Consider the following 25,221-nt stretch of genomic DNA (forward strand, 5'->3'; position numbering starts at 1 on the left):
CAGACCCTCAAGGGACGCAAATTCGATGCCCTGCTCCACCTGCAGGCGGCGATGCGGGCCAGCATCGCCACCCTCGGCATCAGCGCCAAGGTCAAACTCGGGTTTGATCGGGAACGGGCCAACGACGGCCAATGGCTGTTCACCAACCACAAGGTGCCTTCGCCTGCCTCCCCCCATGTGCTGGATGGTTTCCTCGCCTTCGCCAAAGAGCTCGGCATCAAGGATCTGACCCCGGACTGGCAACTGCCCATCAGCGCCGAACATCAGGCGTGGGCAAAGGAGAAAATTGGCAGCAAACCGACCCTGCTGATCTGCGCCGCCGCCAGCAAGGCCTTCAAGAACTGGACGGCCGCAGGCTATGCCGCGCTGGCGGATCACGCCGCCAGCAAGGGCTTTCAGGTCTATCTCTGTGGCGGGCCGGCCAAGCTGGAGCGGGATCTGGCTGCCGACATCCAGCGCTTAAGCCAGAGCAAGCCGGTCGATCTGGTGGGGCAAACCAACCTCAAGCAGTTATTGGCACTGATTGGCGAGGCGAGTCTGGTACTGGCCCCCGATACCGGCCCCTCCCATATGGCCACCATTGTCGGCACGCCGGTGATCGGCCTCTATGCCCACCACAATCCGGCGCGTACCGGCCCATATCTCTGCCGCGACTACGTGGTCAGCGTCTATCAGGAGCTGGTCGAGCAGGAGACCGGCAAGTCGCTGGCCGAATTGAGCTGGCGCACCCGCCTCAAGGACCCGGAGGCCATGCGAAAAATCACCAGCGTGCAGGTGATCGCCGCGTTCGATCGGCTCAGTGCCGATCGTCAGCTGCCGTAGTGACAGGGCACCTCGGGAATTCCGAGCCATCAGGCAGGGATAACCTGATAGCCTCTGCCCTCAGCCAAAGGCACAATGCAGGCTGATGTGGGTTACGCTCCCGCAGCAAGCTACGAATACTTTGATCGGCTGGAATATGATTCCGGCCGTTTTTTTATTCGCCGCATTCTGGTAAAATTCGCCGCCTTTACATCCTCCTGACTCAAGAATTTTCCGCGTTTTGCGTTTGGCTGTCTCCCTTTCGGGCACAAGACGGCGGTCTCTGCTACAACCAAAACAGCGGTTTCGATTAAAGGTAATAATATGGCGCAACAAGGCACTCTCTATATCATCTCTTCTCCGAGCGGCGCGGGTAAATCCAGTCTGCTCAATGCCTTGCTGACCAACCACAATCAAGCTGGCAAGATGCAGCTATCGGTTTCCCACACCACTCGCGCCACCCGTCCTGGCGAAGAGCACGGCGTCCACTACCACTTCGTTCAGGTGGAAGAGTTCAAGGCGCTGATCGAACGCGGTGATTTTCTGGAGTGGGCCGAAGTGTTCGGCAACTACTACGGCACCTCCCGCGCCGCCATCGAAGCCTGTCTGGCCAAGGGGATCGACGTATTCCTCGACATCGACTGGCAAGGTGCCCGCCAGATCCGCGAGCAGATGCCGACCAAATCCATCTTCATCCTGCCCCCCAGCCGGGAAGAGCTGGAACGCCGCCTGATTGGGCGCGGTCAGGACAGCGCCGAAGTGATTGCCGGCCGGATGGCGAAAGCCATTGCCGAAATGGTGCACTACGACGAGTATGACTATGTCATTATCAATGAAGACTTCGAGCAGGCGCTGTTCCAGCTCAGGTCCATTATTGAGTGCCAACGGCTGGAGATGCGTCACCAGCAACAGGCTCAAAAAAACTTGCTGCAACAGCTACTGGCAGAGTAAGCCAAAAACAAGTAAACTTTTGCGTCATTTTTAAACACTGCTTTTCTAAATACAGAAAGCCTAAACACTGGAGTCCTGCATGGCACGCGTTACTGTAGAAGATGCTGTAAAACAGGTAGGTAACCGTTTTGACCTGGTGCTGGTCGCCGCGCGCCGCGCTCGTCAAATCGCGGTACAAGGCAAAGATCCCCTGGTCGACGAAGAGAACGACAAGCCGACTGTGATCGCCCTGCGTGAGATCGAGCTGGGTCTGGTGAACAATCAAGTGATGGACACCCAGGACCGCTACGAACAGCAAGAGCAGGAAGCCGCCGAGCTGGCTGCCGTTGCTGCCATCGCCGAAGGCCGCGGTTAAGTTATTCCTCCGGTTGGCACCCGCCCGGGTGCCGACTGTTCATCCCCATTTACAACCGCTCGAAAACCTCGCAAACTCAGGGCTATACCCTCAATTCCACGAATTGCCGTTTCACCGCTGCGGGGACTGTCTTGTATTTATTTGAAAACCTTAAAGAAATAGCCAGTTCCTACCTGCCGCCAGAGCAGGTTGAGAAGCTCAAGCAAGCCTATGTGGTGGCCCGTGATGCCCACCAGGGCCAGATGCGTTCCAGTGGCGAACCCTACATCACCCACCCCGTTGCCGTTGCCCGAATCCTGGGTGACATGCGCCTCGATCATGAAACCCTGATGGCCGCCGTGCTGCACGACGTCATCGAAGACACCTCTGTCACCAAGGCCGATCTGGCCGAACAGTTTGGCAATGCGGTTGCAGAACTGGTGGCCGGGGTCTCCAAGCTCGACAAGCTGAAATTTCGCGATCGCAAAGAGGCGCAGGCCGAGAACTTCCGCAAGATGGTGATGGCAATGACCCAGGATATCCGGGTCATCCTGATCAAGCTGGCTGACCGCACCCACAATATGCGCACCTTGGGCTCGCTGCGACCGGACAAGCGCCGCCGTATCGCCCGGGAAACCCTCGAAATCTTCGCCCCCATCGCCAACCGCCTCGGTATTCACACCATGAAGAACGAGCTGGAAGAGCTGGGCTTCGAGGCGCTCTATCCGATGCGATCCCGCGTGCTGCGCGAATCGGTGCGCCGCGCCCGTGGCAATCGCCGCGAGATTATCGACTCCATCCAGAGCGAGATCAGCGGGCGCCTGCGTGAGGCTGGGATCGAACATCAGGTCAGTGGCCGCGAGAAGAATCTCTTCTCCATCTACAACAAGATGGAGAAAAAAGAGCTGCAATTTCATGAGGTAATGGATATCTACGCCTTTCGGGTAAAAGTGAAGGACATAGATACCTGTTACCGGGTGCTGGGGCAGATGCACAGCCTCTACAAGCCGCGCCCCGGCCGCTTCAAGGATTACATCGCCATCCCCAAGACCAACGGCTACCAGTCGCTGCACACCTCTCTGGTGGGGCCGCACGGGGTACCGGTGGAGGTGCAAATTCGCACCGAGTTCATGGATCAGATGGCCGACAAAGGGGTTGCCGCCCACTGGGCCTACAAGCAGGATGGCGACAGCTCGGGCACTACCGCCCAGATCCGCGCCCAGCGCTGGATGCAGAGCCTGCTGGAATTGCAGCAGAGCGCCGGCAGCTCGTTTGAATTCATCGAAGGGGTCAAAACCGACCTCTTCCCCGACGAAATCTACGTATTTACCCCCGAAGGGCGCATCATGGAGCTGCCCGCTGGCGCCACGCCGGTGGATTTTGCCTACACAGTGCACACCGATATCGGCCACGCCTGCGTCGGTTCGCGGGTCGACCGCCACCCCTACCCGCTCAGCAGCCCGCTGCACTCGGGTCAGACGGTGGAGATCATCACGGCGCCGGGCGCTCGCCCCAACGCGGCCTGGCTCAACTTCGTGGTGACCACCAAGGCACGCTCCAAGATCCGCCAGTTCCTCAAGAACCTGCGTACCGAAGAGTCGGTGGTGCTGGGTCGCCGCCTGCTCAACCATGCGCTGGGCGCCAAGAATATCGAAGACATTCCCGAGCCGCGCATCAAGCAGGTGCTGGCCGATACCAAGCATGAGAACCTGCAGGGGCTGCTGGCCGATGTGGGCCTCGGCAACGCCATGAGCGTCATGGTGGCGCGCCGCATGCTGGGGGATGAACTGCCGCCGGAAGAGCAACCCAAGTCCAGCAGCAAGAAGATGCCGATCAAGGGTGCCGACGGCATGCTGGTCACCTTCGCCAACTGCTGCCGCCCGATCCCGGGGGATGCCATCATCGCCCACATCAGCCCGGGCAAGGGTCTGGTGATCCACCAGGAAGCTTGTCGCAACATCAAGGGTTACAGCAAGGAGCCGGACAAGTACCTGCCGGTGCAGTGGGAAGTGGACAAGGAGCAGGAACAGGAGTTCCGCACCGGCATCAGCATTGAAATCGTCAACCATCAGGGTGCGCTGGCCGAGCTGGCCAACGTGATTGCCGCCACCGGCGCCAACATTCACGCCATCAGCACCGAAGAGAAGGATGGCCGGGTCTATCAGGTCAGCCTGCTCATCACCACCAAGAGCCGCCTCCACCTGGCCAACATCATGCGCAAGATCCGCGTGATGCCCAACGTGCTCAAGGTGAGCCGACAGAAGAACTGAACACAGGCGGCGCAAGCCGCCTGCTGCTTTTATAGAGACAAGCCATGACCCCCGAACGCTTCAAGCGCATCACCGATATGCTGGCCCAGCGTCAGCTCGATTTGACCGTCTGTATGGAAGAGGTCCATAAACCTCACAATCTGGCCGCCATCGTGCGTACCGCCGATGCCATCGGCATCCACCGGGTACACGCGGTCTGGCCCAAAACCTGGATCCACAAGCGCAAAGGCACCGCCCGCGGCAGCCAGAACTGGGTGGATGTAAAACTGCACCCGGATATCGGCACAGCCGTTGCCGAGCTGAAAGCCTCCGGCATGCAGATCCTGGCGACTCACCTCTCCGACAGCTCGGTCGATTTTCGCGCCATTGACTACACCAAACCAACCGCCATTCTGGTGGGTCAGGAGAAGCACGGCATCGGTGAAGAGGCGCTGGCCCTGGCCGACCACCATATCGTCATCCCCATGGTGGGCATGGTGCAGTCCCTCAACGTTTCGGTGGCTGCCGCCGCCATCCTCTACGAGGCGCAGCGCCAGCGCGAGCTGGCCGGCGGCTATCAACGCGGCTGCCCGCTCACGCTGGAGGAGCAGAACAGCATCCTGTTCGAGGGGGGTTATCCTATCTATGCCCAGCTCTGCAAAGAGAAAGAGATGCCCTACCCCCAGCTCGGCCCGGCCGGTGAAATTCTGGCGGACGAAGAGTGGTGGCAACGGATGCAGCTGACCCGCAAAGGGTGGGCGCAGCAGAGCGAACAGGACAATCCGCAGGAGGAGTGATGGAGAACCCTTTTGGCAGCTGGCTGGAATCGCAAATCATCCGGGATCACCTGACCAACCCGAACATAGAGGCCGGCGACTACAGCTACTACTCCGGCTACTACCACGGCAAGCCGTTCGAGGATCACTGCGTCCGCTACCTGCTCGGCGATGGCTCGACCCGTGACACCTGGGAGAGCGGCCTCTGGGGCGAGGTGGATCGGCTGATCATCGGCAAATTCTGCTCCATCGGCTCGGGCGCCACCTTCATGCTGGCGGGCAATCAGGGCCACCGGCTGGATTGGGTCTCCACCTTCCCGTTCAATCCCGACACCTTTGGCGAAGGGGCTCGCAGCGGCTTTCTGCGCAAGGGGGACACCCGGATTGGCAACGATGTCTGGATCGGCTCGGAAGCGATGATCATGCCCGGCATCACCATAGGTGACGGCGCCGTCATCGCCACCCGCGCCGTGGTGACCAAGGATGTGGCCCCTTACACCATAGTCGGCGGCAACCCGGCCCAGTCGATCCGCCGTCGCTTCAGCGATGAGCAGATCCTCATGCTGCAAGAGATGCAGTGGTGGGACTGGCCCCTGCCCCGCTTGCAAGCCAGCATGGCGCTGCTCTGCTCGGGAGATATCGCCGCCCTTTATCACCATTGGCAACAGGAGTGTGCCTAATGAAACCCCTCTCTCTTTCCCTGTTGGCCCTGACCCTGTTTTCTGCCGGAGCCCTTGCCGTGACCAATCCCTATCAGCTCACCAGCGAAGCCGATGTACCCAGCCTCTACCAGCAAACCCTGCCAGACTTCTGGCGCCAGCATGCGGTGGAAAGAGAGTTTAAGGGCAAGGATGGGGTGACCATCCGCTATGCTGCGCTACGGCAAGCCAAGGTCGATCGCGCCATCTTGATCGTCAATGGCAGGGTCGAGAGCTACCTCAAGTATCAGGAGCTAGCGTGGGATCTCTGGCGTCAGGGCTACAGCCTCTACCTTATCGACCATCGCGGTCAGGGGATGTCCGACCGGATGCTGGATGACCCGCAGAAGGGATATGTCGACCAGTTCGACGATTATGTGGTCGATCTCAAGCAGTTTCACGACCAGATCATCATGGCGGACCAGCCTGCCAAGCTGTTCCTGCTGGCCCACTCCATGGGCGGCGCCATCTCGGCCCGCTATCTGGAGCGCTGGCCCGATGATATCAAGGCGGCCGTGCTCTCCTCCCCCATGCTGGGCATCAATCTCGGCGGTCTGCCCAAGTGGCTGGCCAAGGGATTGGCGAGCACCATAGGCACGGTCGGCGGCTGGCTTGGCGAGCCTCCCTACGGCCCCGGTCAGGGTGCCTATCAGGATCACGGCTTTGCCGATAACGAACTGACTCACAGCCAGCCCCGCTATCAAGCGTTCCGCCAAATCTACGAACAGCACCCGCAGATCAAGCTGGGTGGCGCGACCGCCCACTGGATTTATCAGGGGATCACAGGTGCCGATGCCGCCATCGCCGATGCGGGCGCCATCAAAACCCCGCTGCTGGTGCTGCAGGCTGGCAACGACAGCGTGGTGGACAATGCCGCTCAGGATCGCTTCTGCACCATTGCCAGGTGCGAAGGGGGCAAGCCACTGCGCATCGAGGGTGCCTGGCACGAGCTGTTTATCGAATCCGATGACAAGCGCCAGCCCGCCCTGACCGCGACGGTCGACTTTTTCGCCCGCTTCTGAGCTGGCTATTTTTTGTAACCCTAAATAAATGGGGTGACAGTGCGGGCTAAGGTAAACTGCCCCTGTTTTCAATCGATGCCGAGGTAATGATGTTCAAGGTAGTTGTATCCGATCTCGATGGCACTCTGCTCAACAAGCAGCACCAGATCTCTCCCCGTACCCGGGATACCCTGCACCGCCTGGTAGAACAAGGTGTGAAATTCGTGGTCGCCACCGGCCGTCATCACGTTGACGTACGCAGCTTCCGCGATGCGCTGGGGATGGACATCTACCTCATTACCTCCAATGGCGCCGTGGTCCATGACAAACAGGATCAGCTGATTTTCAACCAGCCGCTGCCGACCGAGATCGCCGCCGAACTGATTGCGCTGGAGCGCGACCCCTCTATCCACCTCAATGTCTATCAGGGTGATGACTGGGTGGTGGAAGAGGAGCTGCCCTGGCTGCTGCAGTTCCACGACGAGTCAGGGTTCACCTACCGTCTGGTCGATGACCTGAAGCAGGAACCGAAAGAGCAGATCAACAAGGTGTTCTACATCGGTGACCACGAGAAACTGCTGAAGATCGAGGCGCACCTCAACCAGCGCTACGGCGATCAGCTCAACGTCACCTTCTCATTGCCGGACTGCCTCGAAGTGATGCATGCCGGGGTACACAAGGGCAATGCGGTGCGTGCCGTGCTGGAGCAGAACGGCTTCGACATGTCCGAGGCGATCGCCTTCGGAGATGGCATGAACGACTTCGAGATGCTGACCATGGTGGGACGCGGCATCGTCATGGGCAACGCCCATGACCGCCTGAAAATGGCGCTGCCGGAGTATGAGCAGACCCTCACCTCCGACGAAGATGGCGTCGCCGTCTATCTGGAGAAGCTGTTCGAGCTGGAGAGCATCAGCGCCGCCTGATCCTCTTCATCCCGACATTCGATTCAACAAAGCCTCACCATGTGAGGCTTTGTTTTTTCAGGGTCTCCAGCCAGGGATTGGGCCGCTGCCAGCTGAAGCTCTGGTTCGCCCCGCCGTAGCATTCAGCCAGCCGCAGCGGCGTGCCGGGGGTATGGCGTCGCCCGGCCACATCGAGGCAGCGGGAAACCTTGCTGTTGAACAGCTTGTCTTTCTGCCACTCCCACTGTGCCTGACCGTCACAGGGTGCCAGCATCACCTCGCTGTCGTTTTTGGCTTGCAAACAGAGATCCTGCAAGCGCAACTCACCCAGATCCCACTCGAACAGTTGATCGTCTTTTCCGCTGCAAGGTTGTGCCAACACCTTCTGCTGGGACACCGCAACGCAAAAATCACCGCTGGTCAGCAAGGGGGAGAGAGAACGCTCCTCCTGCGGTTGTGAAGCAATGGAGCCCATCATCACATCAGTGGATGGCGGCTTGATGGTACAGCCACCCAGCAGCAAGGCCGCCAGCATGGCAGGTGAGCAAGCAAAGGAAATTTTGTTATTCATGGAAAAATGCCTGAAATGGGCCGATGACATCCGGTTGTCAGTGACTCGAGGCTGAAGCATAACCGAAAGGCGGGGCACGCTGCCCAAATAGAGTGTAAACAGACGTAACAGGGAGAGAGTGCTGGCCCAGCGGAGGCCAGAAAGCAAAAAACCCCGCCGAAGCGAGGTTTTTCTAAATGTGGTCGGTGATAAAGGATTCGAACCTTTGACCCTCTGGTCCCAAACCAGATGCGCTACCGGACTGCGCTAATCACCGAGGCTATTTCTTTCAAAATAGTTTACTTCAAAAAAACAAAGACGACCTGATGGTCATCCTCGTCATACAGCAAGTATGGTGCGAAGAGAGGGACTCGAACCCTCACACCCGGGGGGCACTAACACCTGAAGCTAGCGCGTCTACCAATTCCGCCACCTTCGCGTACCTGACAAGCTGTAAAATGGGGTGGCTGATGGGGCTCGAACCCACGACAACCGGAATCACAATCCGGGACTCTACCAACTGAGCTACAGCCACCACAGCTGTTTTCGTTCCACAACAACGCCCGTTTAACCGACGCACTTTTGATGGTGCGCCCGACAGGATTCGAACCTGTGACCTCTGCCTCCGGAGGGCAGCGCTCTATCCAGCTGAGCTACGGGCGCTACGCTGTCGAACGGGGCGCATTATTAATGATGGTTGCTGGTTTGTCTACACTTTTCTGTCACCGAAACACTGTTCGTTGTTTTTTCAAGCACATTGCGCACTTTTCTTCCACTATTCCCCTGCTGCCAGCCGAAAAGGGGCAGATCGCAGTCGCAAATCGCCTTGCAGCCTTGACTTGATTTGATGCCCATCTAGAATGAATGAACGTTCATTCAATCGAAAGTCACACTGATGATTCTGGATAAAAAAGAGAGCATCTTCAACGCGGCCCATGAGGTGCTGGGTGAACGGGGTTTTCATGGTCTGTCGATTGCAGAAGTCGCCAAGAAGGCCAATGTTGCCACCGGCACCATCTATCGCTACTTCGGCGACAAGGATGATCTGATCCGGCAACTGCACCAGCACACTATCTTGCAGTGTGTGCCCATGGTCATGGCCGATGTAGCAATCGATAAAGTTTCATTTCAACAATTTCGCCAATTATGGCTCAATATTCATGCCATTTTTGTTAACGAACCCAACGCTATCCGGTGCAAATTGCAGTACGAGAGCTCTCCGCTAGGGGCAGAATTGGAGACCAATCCTGTCATTCTGGCTGCCTGGGAGCCTCTGGACCGATTTTTTGAACAGGGCGTTGAACAAGGATTGTTTATTGATTTACCGATACGGGCACTCCAGGTGTTGAGTCTGGACAGTGTCATGCATCTGGCCCTGCAGTGCAGGGTGCACAACATCACGCTGACCGAATCGCAGTTGGAAACCGCGATCCGGGCCAGCTGGAATGCCATTTTATCCCCCAATCTTTCCACCTCAGGAGCCTGTTCATGAAAAAGTGGATGGCCATTATGTTGCTGATAGCGCTCGCCTTGTTTGGCAGCGTCATCGGCTTCAATTTGTTCAAACAGAAGATGATTGCCCAGTACATGGCCAACCGGCCGGAACCCGAGTTCCCCGTCACCGCCATGGTGACCAAGGCGCAGGATTGGGTACCGACCATCGAAGCAATCGGCTTCATCGAACCGAATCAGGGGGTGACCCTCTCCACCGAACTGGCAGGTACCATTGACGCCATCACCTTCGAGTCAGGCAAACCGGTCAAGGCAGACCAGCTGCTGCTGAGCCTGGACTCCACCGTGGAGCGGGCCAATCTGCGCGCCTCCCAGGCCAAGCTGCCGGCGGCAAAAGCCAAGTTCGATCGTTTCCAGAACCTCTACAAGACCAGCTCCATCTCCAAAGAGCAGCTGGATGAGGCGGAAGCGGCCTATCGCTCGCTGGAAGCAGATATCGAGAGTCTGAAGGCGACCATTGCCCGTCGTGAAGTCCGTGCGCCCTTTAGCGGCGTGGTCGGCCTGCGCAATGTGTTCCTCGGTCAGTATCTGCAGCCGGGCACAGATATCGTGCGCCTGGAAGATACCAGCGTGATGCGCCTGCGCTTCACCGTGCCCCAGACCGATATCTCCAAAATCAAGTTGGGCCAGACCATCAAGATCAATGTGGATGCCTATCCGCAAACCCAGTTTGATGGTCACATCACCGCCATCGAGCCTGCGGTCAACTTCCAGAGCGGCCTGATCCAGGTACAGGCAGACATTCCGAACAACGACGGTCAGCTGCGTTCCGGTATGTTCGCCCGCGCCAGCATCATTCTGCCGACGGTGAAAGATCAGATTGTGATCCCGCAAACCGCTATCTCCTTCACCCTTTACGGTCAGAACGTCTACGTGCTCAAAGAGGGCGAAGAGACCGACAAAGAGGGTAACAAGGTGAAAGTGCTGCGAGCCAAGCAGGTTGTGGTCAAGGCCGGTGAGCGCCGTGGCAACGATGTGCATGTGCTCTCTGGCATCCAGGCCGGTGACCAGATCGTACTGTCGGGTCAGGTTCGCCTGAGCAACGACACCAAGGTGCATGTGGTCGAGAACGATGCTCTGGCCGTTCCGGCACAAACCCCGATGCTGTAAGCGCGGAGATCTGCGATGCGATTTACTGACATATTTATAAAACGGCCTGTGCTGGCGATCTCGCTCAGCTTCCTGATCGCCTTGCTGGGCTTTCAGGCCATCTTCAAGATGCAGGTACGGGAATACCCCGAGGTGACCAACACGGTGATCACCGTCAGCACTGGCTACTATGGCGCCAGTTCTGATCTGATCCAGGGGTTCATCACCCAACCGCTGGAACAGGCGGTCGCGCAAGCTGACAACATCGACTTCATGACCTCCTCCAGTCAGCTGGGCAGCTCCACCATCACCGCGTACATGAAGCTCAACACCGACCCCAACGCCGCGCTGTCCGACATCCTGGCGAAGGTGAACTCGGTGCGATCCCAGTTGCCGAAAGAGGCGGAAGACCCGTCGGTCACCTCCTCCACCGGTTCAACCACGGCAGTGCTCTACCTCGGCTTTACCAGCCCGGAGCTCAATTCCAGCCAGATCACCGACTATCTGGAGCGGGTTATCAAGCCGCAGCTCTTTACCGTGGGCGGGGTCTCCAAGGTTGACCTCTACGGCGGTGTCGAGTTTGCCCTGCGGGTATGGCTGGATCCGGCCAAGATGGCGGCCTTCAACCTGACCGCCAGCGACGTGATGACGGTGCTCAACAGCAACAACTATCAGTCCGCGACAGGTCAGGCGACCGGTTACTTCACCCTGTTCAACGGCAACGCCGAGACCCAGGTCAAGGATGTCGACGAGCTGAAGCGTCTGGTCGTTGCTACCCGTGACGGCAAGGTGATCCGCCTTTCCGACATTGCCAAGGTGACCCTCGAGAAGAGCCACGACATCTATCGCGCCAGCGCCAACGGCCGCGAAGCAGTGGTCATGGCGGTCAACGCCGCGCCGACAGCCAACCCCATCAACATCGCCCACGATGTGCTGGCGTTGCTGCCGAGCCTTGAGCGCAACATGCCGAGCACCATGCGTCTCAACGTGATGTATGACTCCACCGTGGCGATCAACGAGTCCATCCACGAGGTTATCAAGACCATCCTGGAGGCAGCCGCCATCGTTCTGGTGGTCATCACCCTGTTCCTCGGTTCGTTCCGCGCGGTCATCATCCCGATCATCACTATTCCGCTCAGTCTTATCGGCGTGGTGATGATGATGGATATGTTCGGCTTCTCGATAAACCTGATGACTCTGCTGGCGATGGTGCTGGCGATCGGTCTGGTGGTGGATGACGCCATCGTGGTGCTGGAGAACGTCGACCGCCATATCAAGGAGGGGGAAGAACCGTTCCGGGCCGCCATTATCGGTACCCGTGAAATTGCGGTGCCGGTTATCGCCATGACGGTTACTCTGGCGGCGGTATACGCGCCTATAGCCCTGATGGGGGGCATCACAGGCTCCCTGTTCAAGGAGTTTGCCCTGACGCTGGCTGGCGCCGTGTTCGTCTCGGGCATCATCGCCCTGACTCTGTCACCGATGATGTGTTCCAAGATGCTCAAGGCCAACGAGAAGCCGGGCAAATTCGAGAGCACAGTCCACCACCTGCTGGAGCGGATGACCGATCGCTACGACAGCATGCTGCACGCCGTGATGAAAAAGCGCCCCGTCATCGTGGTGTTCGCCGTCATCGTCTTCGCCAGCCTGCCGCTGCTGTTCAAGTTCATCCCGAGCGAACTGGCACCGTCAGAGGACAAGGGGGTAATGGCCGTGCTGGGTACCGCACCGTCCAACGCCAACCTGGACTACATCGAAAACACCATGGCGGATGTGAACAAGATCCTGGACGACCAGCCCGAGATCGCCTTCTCCCAGGTCTTCTCCGGGGTGTTCAACGCCAACCAGGCGTTCGGTATCGCCTCCATGGTGCCCTGGAGCCAGCGTGAAGCGAGCCAGAAAGAGGTGCTGGACCGGGTCGCCAATCTGGTGAAAGACATCCCGGGCATGGCCATCACCACCTTCCAGTTCCCGGAACTGCCGGGTGCATCGAGTGGTCTGCCGATCCAGTTCGTCATCACCACCCCCAACAGCTTCGAAAGCCTGTTCCTGGTGGCCGGGGAAATTCTGGCAGCGGCGCAGAGTAACGGTCAGTTCGTCTATTCGGATCTCGATCTGAACTACGACTCCGCCACCATGAAAATCCGCATCGACAAGGATAAGGCGGGTGCTTACGGCATCACCATGCAGGATATCGGTATCACCATGGGCACCATGATGGCGGACGGTTACGTCAACCGTATCGACCTGGATGGCCGCTCCTACGAGGTGATCCCGCAGGTCGAGCGCAAGTACCGTCTCAATCCGGAGTCCATCAAGGGCTACTACGTGCGGGCCGCCGACGGCAAGTCGATCCCGCTCGGCAGCCTGATCAGCATTGAAGTGGTTGGCGAGCCCCGCGCCCTGCCCCACTTCAACCAGCTGAACTCTGCCACCATAGGCGCCGTTCCGGCTCCGGGCGTGGCCATGGGTGATGCGATCAACTGGTTCCAGACCACCGCCGACGAGAAGCTGCCGCAAGGCTATCGTTACGACTTCATGGGTGAAGCCCGTCAGTTCGTCACCGAAGGCAATGCGCTCTATGCCACCTTCGCGCTGGCACTGGCCATCATCTTCCTGGTGCTGGCAATCCAGTTCGAGTCGGTGCGTGACCCGCTGGTCATCATGGTCTCTGTACCGCTCGCCATCAGCGGGGCCTTGATTGCCCTTGCATGGGGTATGGCGACCATGAACATCTACTCCCAGGTGGGCCTCATCACCCTGGTGGGTCTGATTACCAAGCACGGTATCCTGATCTGTGAAGTAGCTAAGGAAGAGCAGCTGCTGCGCGGCATGAACCGGATGGAAGCCGTGATGCAGGCCGCCAAGGTGCGTCTGCGTCCGATCCTGATGACCACGGCGGCCATGATTGCCGGTCTGATCCCGCTGCTCTACGCCGCTGGCGCCGGTGCGGCACAGCGTTTCAGTATCGGTATCGTCATCGTGGCAGGTCTTGCCATCGGGACCCTGTTCACCCTGTTCGTGCTGCCGGTGATCTACACCTATCTGGCTTCCGAGCACAAACCCTTGCCGGTATTCGATGAAACCATTCCGCCCAAAGCAAACGGCGGACATTAATCATCAATCACATGCAAAGGCCCCGATACGGGGCCTTTTTTATGCTTCGCAGGAAAGACGACATAAGTGCATGAAGCAGTTAAACTAAAAAACACCACATCCAGACCGCAAGGACGCCATGTCAGGACTCTTCACCAAGACCGCCAGGGCCGTAGGCCGCAACGGACTCTCATATCGCCTGCTCTCCTACATTCTGGTCTGCAGTACCGTATTGGCGATGATCATTACGGCGCTGCAACTCGCGTGGGATTACCGCAAGGATGTCGCCGTCATCGAAGACAGCATCGGCCAGATCGAGGCCTCGTTCCTGCAACCCATCGCTGCCAGCTTGTGGAACCTGGATGAAGAGCAGGTCAAAGTGCAAATTGAAGGGATCATGAACCTGCCCAACATGCAGTTCGTGATGGTCAAGGAGATGCTCGGCAACTCCGAAGTCCCGCTGCTGACCCAGGGGGTCGAGCGGGAAAGCTATGATATCTCCCGCGAATTCAACCTCACCTATCAGGGTGAAATTGTCGGCAAGCTGTTCGTTGCCGCCTCTCTCGAGCAGATCTACCAGCGCCTCATCGAAAAATCGGTGCTGATCATGGTCAGCCAGACCATCAAGACCCTGGTGGTCTCATTTTGCATCCTGATCATCATTTACTATCTGGTGGTCAGGCATATCAACCGCATCGCCAACTACGCCCAGAAGTTCAACCTCGATCGGCTCGACATGGCGCTGGAGCTGGAAGGCCGCCCGCAGCCACGCAAGAAACCCGATGAGCTGGATACCCTGGTCTCCACCCTCAACCAGATGCGTACCCGACTGCGTGACGAGCTGGTTGCTCGCCATCAGGCGGTCGAACAACTGCAAAAGGAACGGGACTTCTCCGCCACCCTGATCAACTCCGCCAACATGGTCATCTGCTGCATGGAGCCGGATTTGACCATCGCCAGCATCAACCCGGCAGCCATACTGCTGACCGGCTACCACCAGCAAGAATTGTTACAGCACAACTGGCTGGATCTCTTTGTCAGCCCGGCGCAACGGGAAGAGCTGAACGATATTCTGGCAGCGGAAGGTTCACTGGCCGACAAAGAGGTCATCATGCATGACCAGCAGGCCCATGAGCTGGTACTGCAATGGACCTTCGTACCCTTCTACGATGGCCCCAACCTCAAGTACCAGATCGGCTTCGGCTACGACATCACCCAGCTGAAAAAGGTCGAGCGGGAGATAATCCAGCTCAACGAACAGCTGGAAGGCAAGGTGGTGGAACGTACCCGCAGCCTGAGCGAAGCCAACAACCAGCTCGGCAAGGCGTACGACGACCTGAAACAGGCTCAGCAGACCCTGGTGGAGTCGGAGAAGATGGCCTCCCTCGGCTCGCTGGTGGCCGGGGTAGCACACGAGATCAATACCCCCATCGGCATCAGCGTGACCGCCTCCTCCTACCTGCAGGAGCGGGTCGCCGACTTCAAGTCCCATATCGACTCCAAGCAGCTTTCGCGCTCCTATCTCAACGAGTTCACCGTCAACCTCGACGAATCGATGCAACTGCTGCAGAGCAACCTGCGGCGCGCCTCGGAGCTGATTGCCAGCTTCAAGCAGGTGGCTGTCGACCAGTCATCGGAAGCACGCTACAACTTCAGCCTCGCCGACAACCTTCATCAGGTGGTGGTATCTCTCGGTCACAAACTGAAAAAGAGCCAGTGCGAAGTGGATATCCAGTGCGATCCCAAGCTGTCGATCTTCTCCTTCCCGGGCAGCTTTACCCAGATCTACTCGAACCTGATCCTCAACTCTATCAACCACGGGTTCGACAGCTGGGACAAACCGAAGAAGATCACCATCAAGGTGGAACAGCAGGGAGAGGAGCTGTTTATCGACTATTCGGACAACGGCCGCGGCATCCCACCAGAAATCTTGCCGCGCATCTTCGATCCCTTCGTCACCTCCAAGCGGGGTCAGGGTGGCAGCGGTCTGGGCACCCACATCATCTACAACTTGGTGGTGCAACTGCTGAAAGGCCGTATCAATTGTGCCAGCGAACCAGGCCAGGGCGCCCAGTTCCATATTCGCCTGCCGATCCAACATAACTGAGTGCTGGCTCTTGTGAGCCAGCCGCTTTATCCCCATCATGCTGTGATTGCATTCTTAATGAGCGGAGAACCTCGCAATGGCACAGCATTTTGACTATATCGCCATCGGCGGCGGCAGCGGCGGTATTGCGTCTGCCAACCGGGCTGCCATGTACGGTAAGAAAGTTGCCCTGATTGAAGCCAAAGAGTTGGGTGGAACCTGCGTCAACGTAGGCTGCGTACCGAAGAAGGCCATGTGGTATGCCGGCCAGATCGCCGATGCCCTGAAGTATGGCGCCGACTACGGCTTTGACACCACCCTCAACCACTTCAACTGGGCCAAGCTGGTCGAGTCCCGCCAGGCCTACATCGGCCGCATTCACCAGTCCTATCAGAACGTGCTGGGCAAGAACCAGATCACCGTCATCAAGGGCTTCGCCCGCTTCGTCAGCAGCCACACCATCGAGGTCAATGGCGAGCACTACACGGCCGATCACATTCTGATCGCTACCGGTGGCTGCCCGGAAATTCCGGCGATCCCGGGTGCCGAGCTGGGTATCGACTCCGATGGTTTCTTCGATCTGCAAAGCCAACCCAAGCGGGTTGCCGTAGTGGGTGCTGGCTACATCGCAGTCGAGATCGCTGGCGTGATGCAGGCGCTCGGCTCCGAGACCCATCTGGTGGTGCGCAAGCACGCACCGCTACGCAACTTCGACCCCATGATCCACGAGACACTGGTCGAAATCATGGCGCAGGAAGGGCCCAAGCTGCACACCCACGCCATTCCCAAAGCCGTGCTCAAGAACGCTGACAACAGCCTGACCCTGCAACTGGAAGATGGTCGCCACCTCACCGTCGACAGCCTGATCTGGGCCATCGGCCGGGTACCGGCTACCGACAACCTCAATCTTGCCGCCGCAGGCATCACGCTGGACGAGAAGGGCTTTATCCCGACCGACAAGTTCCAGAACACCACCGTCGCCAACATCTATGCGGTAGGTGACAACACGGGTCGCATCCAGCTCACCCCGGTGGCTGTCGCTGCAGGCCGCCGCCTCTCGGAGCGGCTGTTCAACAACAAGCCGAACGAGCACCTCAACTACGATCTGGTGCCGACCGTGGTGTTCAGCCACCCGCCCATCGGCACCATCGGCCTGACCGAACCGGAAGCCATCGCCGAATACGGCGAGGATCAGGTGAAGGTCTACCGCAGCCAGTTCACCGCCATGTACTCTGCGCTGACCCAGCATCGCCAGCCCACCCGGATGAAGCTGGTCTGTGTCGGCCCGGAAGAGAAGGTGGTCGGTCTGCACGGCATCGGCTTTGCGATGGACGAGATCCTGCAAGGTTTCGGCGTCGCCATGAAGATGGGCGCCACCAAGGCAGACTTCGACAACTGCGTTGCCATTCACCCGACCAGCGCAGAAGAGTTCGTGACAATGCGATAGGTACGTTTGAAGTTGGCCTGTCATTATCAGGCCAACTTCAACAACTGCGTTCCCACACCTCACCCCACCAGCGCAGAAGAGTTCGTGACAATGCGATAGGCACGTTTGAAGCTGGCCTGTCACGAGCAGCCGGCTTCGACAACCATGTAATCCCTCCACCCAAACCCGGCTCAGGCCGGGTTTTTACTCCCTCCTCGCTATTTCTCTCGCAAATCCGTCGTTCTTTACGCCGATTTTACGCCTGCCACATGGCGCTTTATGGCGCCTTTACGCCTGTTTTACATACCCTTTTCAACGTCAATGACACCAACAGAGTCGATATGGTTTTACATCGGCTCTCGCAGCTAATTATCTCAATGGAGTCGATATGAATTGGCTATATCTGCTGCTCGTCCTCGCCTTGATGGCCTATCTGATGCGCGCACTCACGCGCAGTCACGAGTGAGGGACTACCTATATGCAGCAAGAAATTATCTACCCGGTGGCCAGCAAACTACCGAGCCTCGTGAGCAATCCAATGCGTGCCCTGACGCACCGTGACCACGAGTGAGGAACTAGAACATGTGGCAAGAAATAATCTATCCGGTGGCCTTCGTGCTGCTGGTTCTACTGCCGGCACCGCTGCTGGGCAACTACATCTACCGGGTATTTGAAGGCAAAATCCACTGGCTGGCACCGGTCGAGCGCGCCACGCTGGCTTGTTGTGGCACCGATGGACGGGAGCAGGACTGGAAGTCCTACGCCCTCAGCCTGCTGGCCTTCAACGGCGCCGGTTTCGGTCTGCTGTTCCTGATCCTGATGGCGCAGGGATTGCTGCCCCTCAACCCGCAACAACTGCCGGGTCTGAGTTGGCAACTCGCCTTCAACACCGCGGTCAGCTTTATGACCAACACCAACTGGCAAGCCTATTCCGGTGAGGCCAGCCTCTCCTACTTCAGCCAGATGGTGGGCCTGACCACCCAGAACTTCGTCTCCGCAGGGACGGGTGCCGCCGTCGCCATTGCCCTGTTCCGCGGTATCGCCCGCCAGCAGACCATCAACCTTGGCAACTTCTGGCAGGATCTGGTGCGTTTCTGCCTCTACGTGCTGCTGCCCATCGCGCTGATTATGGCGCTGGTGCTGGTATGGCAAGGGGTGCCGCAAAGCCTCTCCGCCTATCTGCCGTTCCATGGTATCGAAGGTCAGGAGCAGCTGCTGCCGCTCGGCCCGGCAGCCTCGCAGATCGCCATCAAGCAGCTTGGATCCAACGGCGGCGGCTTCTTCGGCATCAACTCGGCACATCCGTTCGAGAACCCCACAGCCCTCTCCAACTGGCTGGAGATGGTCACCCTGCTTACCATCGCCGCAGCCATGGTCTTCACTCTGGGCCGCTATGTGAAAGACATGGCCCACAGCCGCGCCATTCTCGGTGCCATGACCCTCATGCTGGTGCTGGGGCTCTTCATCTCCCTCTCCCAGGAGCTGAAACTGGATCCTGGCCTTGTCCACCTCACCACCGAGACTGGCAACTGGGAAGGCAAGGAGAGCCGCTTCGGCCCTGTGCTCTCCAGCATCTGGGAAGTGGCGACCACTGCCGCCTCCAACGGTGCCGTCAACGCCATGCACGACAGCTTTACTCCGCTCGGCGGCATGGTTGGCATGATCAACATGCTGCTGGGTGAGGTCATCTTCGGCGGCGTCGGCTCCGGTATCTACGGCATGATGCTGTTCGTGCTGCTGACTGTATTCCTGTGCGGCCTGATGGTGGGGCGCACCCCGACCTATCTGGGCAAACGGCTCGGTATCACCGAGATGAAGTGGGTCGTCGCCAGCATGCTGGTCATGCCGGTGGGGGTTTTGGTGATCGGTGGTGTCACCCTGCTGATGCCGGATGCCAGCACCATCATCGGCCATGATGGCCCGCACGGTCTGTCACGCCTCATCTATGCCTATGCCTCGGCTGCCGGCAACAACGGCTCCGCCTTCGCCGGTTTTGCCGCCGGTGACAACTGGCAGTGCATCGCCATCGGTCTGGCCATGCTGCTCGGTCGCTTCGGCTACATCATTCCGGTACTGGCGATTGCCGGTCAGCTAGCCCGCGCGCCCCGTCAAGAGACGAGCGAAGGGGACTTCCCCATCAGCGGCCCGCTGTTCGTTACCCTGCTGATCATCACCGTCCTGCTGATAGGTGGCCTCTCCTTCCTGCCGGTGCTGGCACTGGGCCCGGTGGCCGAACATCTGAGCCTGATTGGAGGGGCATTCTGATGAACCTGACCCTGTCGATCACCATCCGGATGCCAATGGCCAACTATCTGATGCTGGGAGCTTTCCAATGAGCAAGTCCACTGCAATGAGCACCGACACCATTCAGGTGAAGGGCAAAAAACAGAAATCACAGATCATCCAGGCAATGGTTGAGGCCCTCTATCGCTTCAATCCCAAGGCGCTGTTTGGCAGCCCCATCCTGTTCACCCTCTGGCTGGCCGCCGTGATGGCGACCGTGGAATCCCTGATGGGGCAACCCCTCTCGGGGGTTGTTCCCTCGCTGGCCTGGCAGCTGACCGCCTGGCTCTGGCTGACCCTCTGGTTTGCCAACTTCGCGGAAACCCTGGCCGAGGGTCGCGGCAAGGCCCGCGCCGACAGCCTGAAAGCGGGCATGAGCCAGCTCAAGGCCCGCCGGGTGGCGAATGCCAAAGATGGTCAGGGCGAATGGGTCCCCGCCACCAGCCTGATGAAGGGGGATCTGGTGCTGGTACGCAGCGGCGAGATGATCCCGGCCGACGGCGAGGTAATCGCCGGTATCGCCTCGGTCAACGAGGCGGCCATCACCGGCGAATCCGCCCCCGTCATCCGCGAGTCGGGTACCGACCGCAGCGGCGTGACCGGCAACACGACGGTCGTCTCCGACGAGATCTGGGTGCGCGTCAGCAACAATCCGGGCGAAAGCACGCTGGATCGGATGATTGCACTGGTGGAAGGGGCCAAACGTCAGAAGACCCCCAACGAGATGGCGCTGGACGCTCTGCTGGTGGGGCTGACCCTGATCTTCCTGCTGGTGGTTGCTACCCTGCCCTGGTTCCTCGACTACAACGGCACTCAGGTACCGCGTCTCTACCTGATCGCTCTCTTCATTACCCTGATCCCGACCACCATCGGCGGCTTGCTCTCCGCCATCGGCATTGCCGGTATGGATCGACTGGTGAAGCTGAACGTCATCGCCAAGTCTGGCCGTGCCGTGGAAGCGGCTGGTGACGTGCGCACCCTGCTACTGGACAAGACCGGCACCATCACCTTCGGCAACCGGATGGCCGACGAACTGATCCCGGCCCCCGGCGTTGACCCGGCCCTGCTGGCGCAAGCCGCCATGCTGGCTTCGCTGGGTGACAACACTCCCGAGGGTAAATCCATCCTGACTCTGGCCAGCAAGAGCATGGCCAAGCCGAGCCAGCTGGATGATGACAAGGTGATCCCCTTCAGCGCCGAGACCCGTCTGAGCGGACTGGATCGCAACGGTCATCAATATCGCAAGGGTGCGGTGGATGCCGTGTTGAACTACCTCAGCCTCGACCGCAAGGCGGTGCCTGAGCTGGTGCTCAAGTCAGTCGACAGCATCGCCCGTCAGGGTGGGACTCCGCTGCTGGTCTGCACTCAGGAGAAACTGCTGGGGGTGGTCTACCTCAAGGACATCATCAAGCCCGGCATCAAAGCCCGCTTCCAGATCCTGCGCCACATGGGGATCCGCACCGTGATGATCACCGGCGACAACCCGAAAACCGCCGCCGCCATCGCCGCCGAAGCCGGGGTGGATGACTTCATCGCCGAAGCGACGCCGGAGAAGAAGCTCGCCTATATCCGGCAGGAGCAGGCCGATGGTCGTCTGGTCGCCATGTGCGGTGACGGCGCCAACGATGCGCCCGCACTGGCGCAGGCTGACGTGGGGCTGGCCATGAACGAGGGCACCCAGGCCGCCAAGGAGGCGGGCAACCTGGTGGATCTCGACTCAAACCCCACCAAGCTGCTGGATGTGGTGCTGGTCGGCAAACAGCTGCTGGTGACCCGTGGCGCCCTGACCACCTTCTCCATCGCCAACGACGTGGCCAAGTACTTCGCCATCCTGCCAGCCCTGTTCATCGCCGCCTACCCGCAACTGGGGGCACTGAACCTGATGCAGCTGGGCAGCCCGCAGAGCGCCATCCTGTCGGCCATCATCTTCAACGCCCTGATCATTGTGGCGCTGGTGCCGCTGGCGCTGCGTGGTGTCGACCTGAAAGGCTCGGCCGCCAGCCTGCTGCGCCGCAACCTGCTGATCTACGGTGTCGGCGGCCTGCTGGTGCCGTTTATCGGCATCAAGCTGATCGATCTGGTCATTACCGGCCTGGGTCTGGTGTAACGACATAACCGGGATGCGAGTCAGACCCGCATCCCCAGCCATCCTTTTGGAGCAAGAGAATCATGATAGCAATCAGAACCCTGTTGACCCTGACCCTGCTGCTGGGCGTGGGTTATCCGCTGGCGGTGACCGGGCTGGCCCAACTGCTGTTCCCCTGGCAGGCCAACGGCAGCCAGCTCACCGACAGCAAGCAGCAACTCATCGGTAGCGCCCTGCTGGGGCAGAAATTCGAGCGGGCTGACTATTTCCATCCCCGTCCCTCCGCCAGCGATTTCAACACCATAGGCGGCAGCGCCAGCAATCTGGGGATGAGCTCACCGCTGCGGGCAGAGTTTGCCGAACAGGCCGCCAAGGCACAGCCGGGAACCCGCTCCCCCGCCATGCTGACCCGCTCCGCCTCCGGCCTCGATCCCCACCTGCCGCTGGATGCGGTGCTGGCTCAGGTCGACCGCGTCGCCAAAGAACGTGGACTGGATCCCGCCCAACTGACGGAGCAGGTCAAGTCGGCCACACAAGCTGGTATCCTTGGCCCGCAGGTGGTCAACATTCTCCAGCTGAATCTGCAACTGGATCATAAAAAGGGCGCCTGATGGCGCCCATTCCGGTTTGGTGATGACCTCGATTTTCGAAACGGGCGGTTGGCTCGATAGGGATAACAATGGCTGATGTAGCAAGCGCTGATGCCCTGCTGACGAGTCTGATGCAGGAGCATGGGGATGCGTGATGAGGTAAGGGCCGACGCCCTGCTGGCGAGCCTGGAACAGGAGCACAAGGGCAAGCTGAAGGTGTTTCTCGGCGCCGCTCCCGGCGTCGGCAAGACCTACGCCATGTTGCAGGCGGTGCGGGAACAGGCCAAGGAGGGGGTCGACATCCTGATCGGCGTGGTGGAGACCCACGGCCGTCAGGAGACTCTGGCTCTGCTCGACAAGCTCGCCATCATGCCGCGCAAGATCCACATGCACCGCCAGCAGCGACTGGAGGAGATGGATCTCGACGGCCTGCTCGCCCGCAAACCGGCCATCGCCGTGGTGGACGAGCTGGCCCACAGCAACGCCCCCGGCAGCCGCCACGAGAAGCGCTGGCAGGATGTGGAGGAGCTGCTCAACGCCGGGATCGACGTCTACACCACCCTCAACGTGCAGCATCTGGAGAGTCTCAACGATCTGGTGTGGCAGCTCACCGGGGTCAGAGTGAAGGAGACTCTGCCCGATCAGGTGCTGCTGGAAGCCGACAGTCTGGTGCTGATCGACCTGCCCCCCAAGGAGCTGCTCGGCCGCCTCAAGGAGGGCAAGGTCTATGTGCCCCATCAGGCCAAGGCGGCGCTGCAATCCTTCTTCTCCCTCAACAACCTCACCGCATTGCGGGAGCTGGCGATGCAGACTGCCGCCAGCCATGTGGAGGGAGATCTGCAACTGCAGTGGCAGGCAGCAGGCAAGAGCACCTTGCCGCTGCGGGGCAAGCTGATGGTTTGCCTCGGTGACCTGCACGGCTCGGCGCTGGTGCGCTACGGCCACCGCTTTGCCCAGCGCCGTCAGCTCCCGTGGCTGGTGGTGCATGTCGACAGCAATGGCCGCCGCTCTGCCGATGTGGAGCAGGCGCTGGCGCTCGCCTCTCACCTCGGCGCCAAGGTGCTGACGCTATCCAGCCCGGCGGTCGCCAACACCCTGCTGGAGACCGCCGAACAACAGCAGGTCTCCCAGCTGCTGCTCGGCAAACCTCACAAGGCGCCATGGCGCCGCTCGCTGGTGCAGCACTTGCTCAAGCAGGCGCAGGGGCTCGAAATCACGCTGGTCGATACCGAGAAGCAGAAGCCCGAAGTGGGAATGCGCGTCCCGACCCCGAAGGATATTCACCACAGCCTGCTGGCGGTGACCATCATGGGGATCACCTCGGCCGCCGCCTGGGGGCTCTCCTACTGGCTGCCACCAGCAGCGTTGCCGCTCATCTTCGTGCTGGGGGTGTTGGCAACTGCCCTTACCACCAGTCTGGTGCCCGCCACGCTGGCAGCTGTGCTGGGCTTTATCGCTCACAATTTGCTGTTCACCGCCCCCTACTTCTCCCTGAGCGTCGCCAACCACAGCGACCTGCTCACCCTGTTCGTGCTGCTTATCGTCGGCATGACCGCGGGGCGCCTCGCCTCCCGCCAGCGCCAGCAGCTGATCGGCCTGCGCGAGACCCAGCAGCTGGGCAATGCCCTGCTCTCCCTCAGTCAGGGGCTGGCGACCGCCAACAGTCCGGAGGAGGTGCTGAGACAAGGGGCACAAGCGATCTCGCTGGCGCTGGGCCAGCCGACCGTAGTGATCGACAAGGATTTTCACGACCGCCTCGGCAACGAGAAGCACAGACCCGGCCAGACCGACAAGGCGGCCATCGACTGGTGTCTGGCCCAGAAGCAGAGTGCCGGAGCCCACACCGCCACCCTCAATGCCGCCGAGGCGCAGTATCACCACCTCAGCGATGATTTGGTGATCGGCATAACGCTGGCCAATCCGCTCTCCTCATCTGCCGAGCATCAGCTGCAGGCGCTGCTCACCGACATTCGCGCCGCGCTGGCGCGGATCGACCTCAACGAGCGGCTGGCCGACAGCCAGCTGCAGGCAGAGACCGATCGGATGCGCGCCGCCCTGCTCTCCTCGGTCTCCCACGACTTGAAGACGCCGCTGGCCACCATCATGGGTGCCGGCAGCACCCTGCTGGAATATGGTGACCGGATCCCGCCGGATGATCGCAACGAACTGCTCCACTCGGTACAGGACGAGGCGCGCCGTCTGCACAGCTATGTGCAAAATCTGCTGGATATGACCCGTATCGGCTCCCCCGACTTTCAGTTGAAGCGGGACTGGGTCGACCTGACCGATCTGGTGGAGAGCGCCCGCAAGCGGCTCGACTCCTCCTGGCGCCAGCACAAGCTGCTGGTACACATCGATCAGCATGTGCCCCAGCTCTATGTCCATGGCGCCCTGATCGAACAGGTGCTGGTCAACATCCTCGACAACGCCTCCCGCTACTCGCCGGCTGGCACTCCCATCGAGTTCAAGGTGATGGTGGCCGAACCCGACCTCATCATCGATATCATCGATATCGGGGTCGGTATCGCCGAGTCGGATCGGGAGAAGATCTTCAACCTCTTCTACACCCAGCCGGTTGGCGATTGCGGTAGCCGTGGCACCGGGCTTGGCCTCGCCATTTCCCGCGCTATGATAGAGGCCCACGGCGGCAAGATTTGGGCCTTCTCCGGTCCCAATGGCAACGGAACCTGCATGCGCATCTCCCTGCCGCTCGCCCTCAATTCACCGGAGGTCTGATGGCTGACCGCCAGATCGGGTCAATCAGCCCCTCCCACCATTCGCCTCTGGA

The 25,221-nt window shown here is 59.7% G+C and carries 18 protein-coding genes and 4 tRNA genes; 17 read left to right on the forward strand and 5 right to left on the reverse strand.

Annotation, left to right across the window (positions count from 1 at the left end; genetic code table 11):
* From DBR30_RS02245 to DBR30_RS02285, 8 genes are all read left to right on the forward strand, one after another.
* Window positions 1-822: glycosyltransferase family 9 protein (locus tag DBR30_RS02245; protein ID WP_258224256.1), on the forward strand; the 822-nt coding region annotated here is incomplete at its 5' end.
* A gap of 303 nt (window positions 823-1,125) precedes the next feature.
* Window positions 1,126-1,752, forward strand: coding sequence for a guanylate kinase (gene gmk, locus DBR30_RS02255; protein ID WP_005339253.1), 627 nt, complete (start codon window positions 1,126-1,128; stop codon window positions 1,750-1,752).
* A gap of 79 nt (window positions 1,753-1,831) precedes the next feature.
* A complete protein-coding gene (rpoZ, locus tag DBR30_RS02260; protein ID WP_005307060.1) occupies window positions 1,832-2,107 on the forward strand; it encodes a DNA-directed RNA polymerase subunit omega in 276 nt (91 codons plus the stop codon).
* 131 nt (window positions 2,108-2,238) lie between these two features.
* A complete protein-coding gene (gene spoT / locus DBR30_RS02265) occupies window positions 2,239-4,356 on the forward strand; it encodes a bifunctional GTP diphosphokinase/guanosine-3',5'-bis pyrophosphate 3'-pyrophosphohydrolase (RefSeq protein ID WP_108542493.1) in 2,118 nt (705 codons plus the stop codon).
* Between the two features lie 44 nt (window positions 4,357-4,400).
* On the forward strand, window positions 4,401-5,132 hold the full coding sequence (gene trmH / locus DBR30_RS02270; RefSeq protein ID WP_108542494.1) for a tRNA (guanosine(18)-2'-O)-methyltransferase TrmH: 732 nt from the start codon (window positions 4,401-4,403) through the stop codon (window positions 5,130-5,132).
* Window positions 5,132-5,791 carry a CatB-related O-acetyltransferase gene (locus DBR30_RS02275; RefSeq protein WP_108542495.1) on the forward strand — a complete coding sequence of 220 codons (660 nt, stop codon included), beginning with the start codon at window positions 5,132-5,134 and terminating at the stop codon, window positions 5,789-5,791. Before trmH ends, DBR30_RS02275 begins: the two co-directional genes overlap by 1 nt.
* Window positions 5,791-6,831, forward strand: coding sequence for an alpha/beta fold hydrolase (locus tag DBR30_RS02280; protein ID WP_108542496.1), 1,041 nt, complete (start codon window positions 5,791-5,793; stop codon window positions 6,829-6,831). Before DBR30_RS02275 ends, DBR30_RS02280 begins: the two co-directional genes overlap by 1 nt.
* An 89-nt stretch (window positions 6,832-6,920) precedes the next feature.
* A complete protein-coding gene (locus DBR30_RS02285; protein WP_031227636.1) occupies window positions 6,921-7,736 on the forward strand; it encodes a Cof-type HAD-IIB family hydrolase in 816 nt (271 codons plus the stop codon).
* 34 nt (window positions 7,737-7,770) lie between these two features.
* Here DBR30_RS02285 and DBR30_RS02290 read toward each other — a convergent pair whose 3' ends face one another.
* The 5 genes from DBR30_RS02290 to DBR30_RS02310 all read right to left on the reverse strand — a co-directional run bounded on the left by DBR30_RS02290 (window position 7,771) and on the right by DBR30_RS02310 (window position 8,928).
* The gene (locus DBR30_RS02290; RefSeq protein WP_088868071.1) at window positions 7,771-8,286 is read right to left on the reverse strand and encodes a ricin-type beta-trefoil lectin domain protein; all 516 of its coding nucleotides are present in this window, start codon (window positions 8,284-8,286) and stop codon (window positions 7,771-7,773) included.
* Window positions 8,287-8,465: 179 nt separating this feature from the next.
* A tRNA-Pro gene (locus DBR30_RS02295) sits at window positions 8,466-8,542 on the reverse strand.
* 76 nt (window positions 8,543-8,618) lie between these two features.
* Window positions 8,619-8,704, reverse strand: a tRNA-Leu gene (locus DBR30_RS02300).
* Between the two features lie 20 nt (window positions 8,705-8,724).
* Window positions 8,725-8,800, reverse strand: a tRNA-His gene (locus tag DBR30_RS02305).
* Between the two features lie 51 nt (window positions 8,801-8,851).
* Window positions 8,852-8,928, reverse strand: a tRNA-Arg gene (locus tag DBR30_RS02310).
* Window positions 8,929-9,160: 232 nt separating this feature from the next.
* Here DBR30_RS02310 and DBR30_RS02315 point away from each other — a divergent pair.
* The 9 genes from DBR30_RS02315 to DBR30_RS02360 all read left to right on the forward strand — a co-directional run bounded on the left by DBR30_RS02315 (window position 9,161) and on the right by DBR30_RS02360 (window position 25,169).
* Window positions 9,161-9,757, forward strand: coding sequence for a TetR/AcrR family transcriptional regulator (locus DBR30_RS02315; RefSeq protein WP_005339267.1), 597 nt, complete (start codon window positions 9,161-9,163; stop codon window positions 9,755-9,757).
* Entirely contained in the window at window positions 9,754-10,887 is a 1,134-nt protein-coding gene (locus DBR30_RS02320) for an efflux RND transporter periplasmic adaptor subunit (protein ID WP_108542497.1), read from the forward strand. Before DBR30_RS02315 ends, DBR30_RS02320 begins: the two co-directional genes overlap by 4 nt.
* A 15-nt stretch (window positions 10,888-10,902) precedes the next feature.
* Entirely contained in the window at window positions 10,903-13,983 is a 3,081-nt protein-coding gene (locus DBR30_RS02325; RefSeq protein WP_005339270.1) for a multidrug efflux RND transporter permease subunit, read from the forward strand.
* Between the two features lie 118 nt (window positions 13,984-14,101).
* Complete coding sequence (locus tag DBR30_RS02330) at window positions 14,102-16,069, forward strand: ATP-binding protein (protein WP_108542498.1); 1,968 nt, start codon at window positions 14,102-14,104, stop codon at window positions 16,067-16,069.
* A gap of 76 nt (window positions 16,070-16,145) precedes the next feature.
* Window positions 16,146-17,495, forward strand: coding sequence for a glutathione-disulfide reductase (gene gorA / locus DBR30_RS02335; protein ID WP_108588173.1), 1,350 nt, complete (start codon window positions 16,146-16,148; stop codon window positions 17,493-17,495).
* A 561-nt stretch (window positions 17,496-18,056) separates the two neighbouring features.
* Window positions 18,057-19,739 carry a potassium-transporting ATPase subunit KdpA gene (kdpA, locus tag DBR30_RS02345; RefSeq protein ID WP_108542499.1) on the forward strand — a complete coding sequence of 561 codons (1,683 nt, stop codon included), beginning with the start codon at window positions 18,057-18,059 and terminating at the stop codon, window positions 19,737-19,739.
* A 67-nt stretch (window positions 19,740-19,806) separates the two neighbouring features.
* Window positions 19,807-21,864, forward strand: coding sequence for a potassium-transporting ATPase subunit KdpB (gene kdpB / locus DBR30_RS02350; protein ID WP_108542500.1), 2,058 nt, complete (start codon window positions 19,807-19,809; stop codon window positions 21,862-21,864).
* Window positions 21,865-21,926: 62 nt separating this feature from the next.
* On the forward strand, window positions 21,927-22,454 hold the full coding sequence (locus DBR30_RS02355) for a potassium-transporting ATPase subunit C (RefSeq protein WP_019446835.1): 528 nt from the start codon (window positions 21,927-21,929) through the stop codon (window positions 22,452-22,454).
* 126 nt (window positions 22,455-22,580) lie between these two features.
* Window positions 22,581-25,169 carry a sensor histidine kinase gene (locus DBR30_RS02360; protein WP_108542501.1) on the forward strand — a complete coding sequence of 863 codons (2,589 nt, stop codon included), beginning with the start codon at window positions 22,581-22,583 and terminating at the stop codon, window positions 25,167-25,169.
* The last annotated feature ends 52 nt before the right edge of the window (window positions 25,170-25,221 follow it).

The sequence above is a fragment of the Aeromonas sp. HMWF017 genome, from assembly GCF_003061465.1.
Classification (GTDB): Bacteria; Pseudomonadota; Gammaproteobacteria; order Enterobacterales; family Aeromonadaceae; genus Aeromonas; species Aeromonas veronii.

What these genes read in the sequence shown, in the direction of transcription:
- gmk (WP_005339253.1), top strand. Translation starts at nt 1,126, where the DNA reads ATGGCGCAACAAGGCACTCTCTATATCATCTCTTCTCCGAGCGGCGCG.
- rpoZ (WP_005307060.1), top strand. Translation starts at nt 1,832, where the DNA reads ATGGCACGCGTTACTGTAGAAGATGCTGTAAAACAGGTAGGTAACCGT.
- trmH (WP_108542494.1), top strand. Translation starts at nt 4,401, where the DNA reads ATGACCCCCGAACGCTTCAAGCGCATCACCGATATGCTGGCCCAGCGT.
- DBR30_RS02275 (WP_108542495.1), top strand. Translation starts at nt 5,132, where the DNA reads ATGGAGAACCCTTTTGGCAGCTGGCTGGAATCGCAAATCATCCGGGAT.
- DBR30_RS02280 (WP_108542496.1), top strand. Translation starts at nt 5,791, where the DNA reads ATGAAACCCCTCTCTCTTTCCCTGTTGGCCCTGACCCTGTTTTCTGCC.
- DBR30_RS02285 (WP_031227636.1), top strand. Translation starts at nt 6,921, where the DNA reads ATGTTCAAGGTAGTTGTATCCGATCTCGATGGCACTCTGCTCAACAAG.
- DBR30_RS02290 (WP_088868071.1), bottom strand. Translation starts at nt 8,286, where the DNA reads ATGAATAACAAAATTTCCTTTGCTTGCTCACCTGCCATGCTGGCGGCC.
- DBR30_RS02315 (WP_005339267.1), top strand. Translation starts at nt 9,161, where the DNA reads ATGATTCTGGATAAAAAAGAGAGCATCTTCAACGCGGCCCATGAGGTG.
- DBR30_RS02320 (WP_108542497.1), top strand. Translation starts at nt 9,754, where the DNA reads ATGAAAAAGTGGATGGCCATTATGTTGCTGATAGCGCTCGCCTTGTTT.
- DBR30_RS02325 (WP_005339270.1), top strand. Translation starts at nt 10,903, where the DNA reads ATGCGATTTACTGACATATTTATAAAACGGCCTGTGCTGGCGATCTCG.
- DBR30_RS02330 (WP_108542498.1), top strand. Translation starts at nt 14,102, where the DNA reads ATGTCAGGACTCTTCACCAAGACCGCCAGGGCCGTAGGCCGCAACGGA.
- gorA (WP_108588173.1), top strand. Translation starts at nt 16,146, where the DNA reads ATGGCACAGCATTTTGACTATATCGCCATCGGCGGCGGCAGCGGCGGT.
- kdpA (WP_108542499.1), top strand. Translation starts at nt 18,057, where the DNA reads ATGTGGCAAGAAATAATCTATCCGGTGGCCTTCGTGCTGCTGGTTCTA.
- kdpB (WP_108542500.1), top strand. Translation starts at nt 19,807, where the DNA reads ATGAGCAAGTCCACTGCAATGAGCACCGACACCATTCAGGTGAAGGGC.
- DBR30_RS02355 (WP_019446835.1), top strand. Translation starts at nt 21,927, where the DNA reads ATGATAGCAATCAGAACCCTGTTGACCCTGACCCTGCTGCTGGGCGTG.
- DBR30_RS02360 (WP_108542501.1), top strand. Translation starts at nt 22,581, where the DNA reads ATGCGTGATGAGGTAAGGGCCGACGCCCTGCTGGCGAGCCTGGAACAG.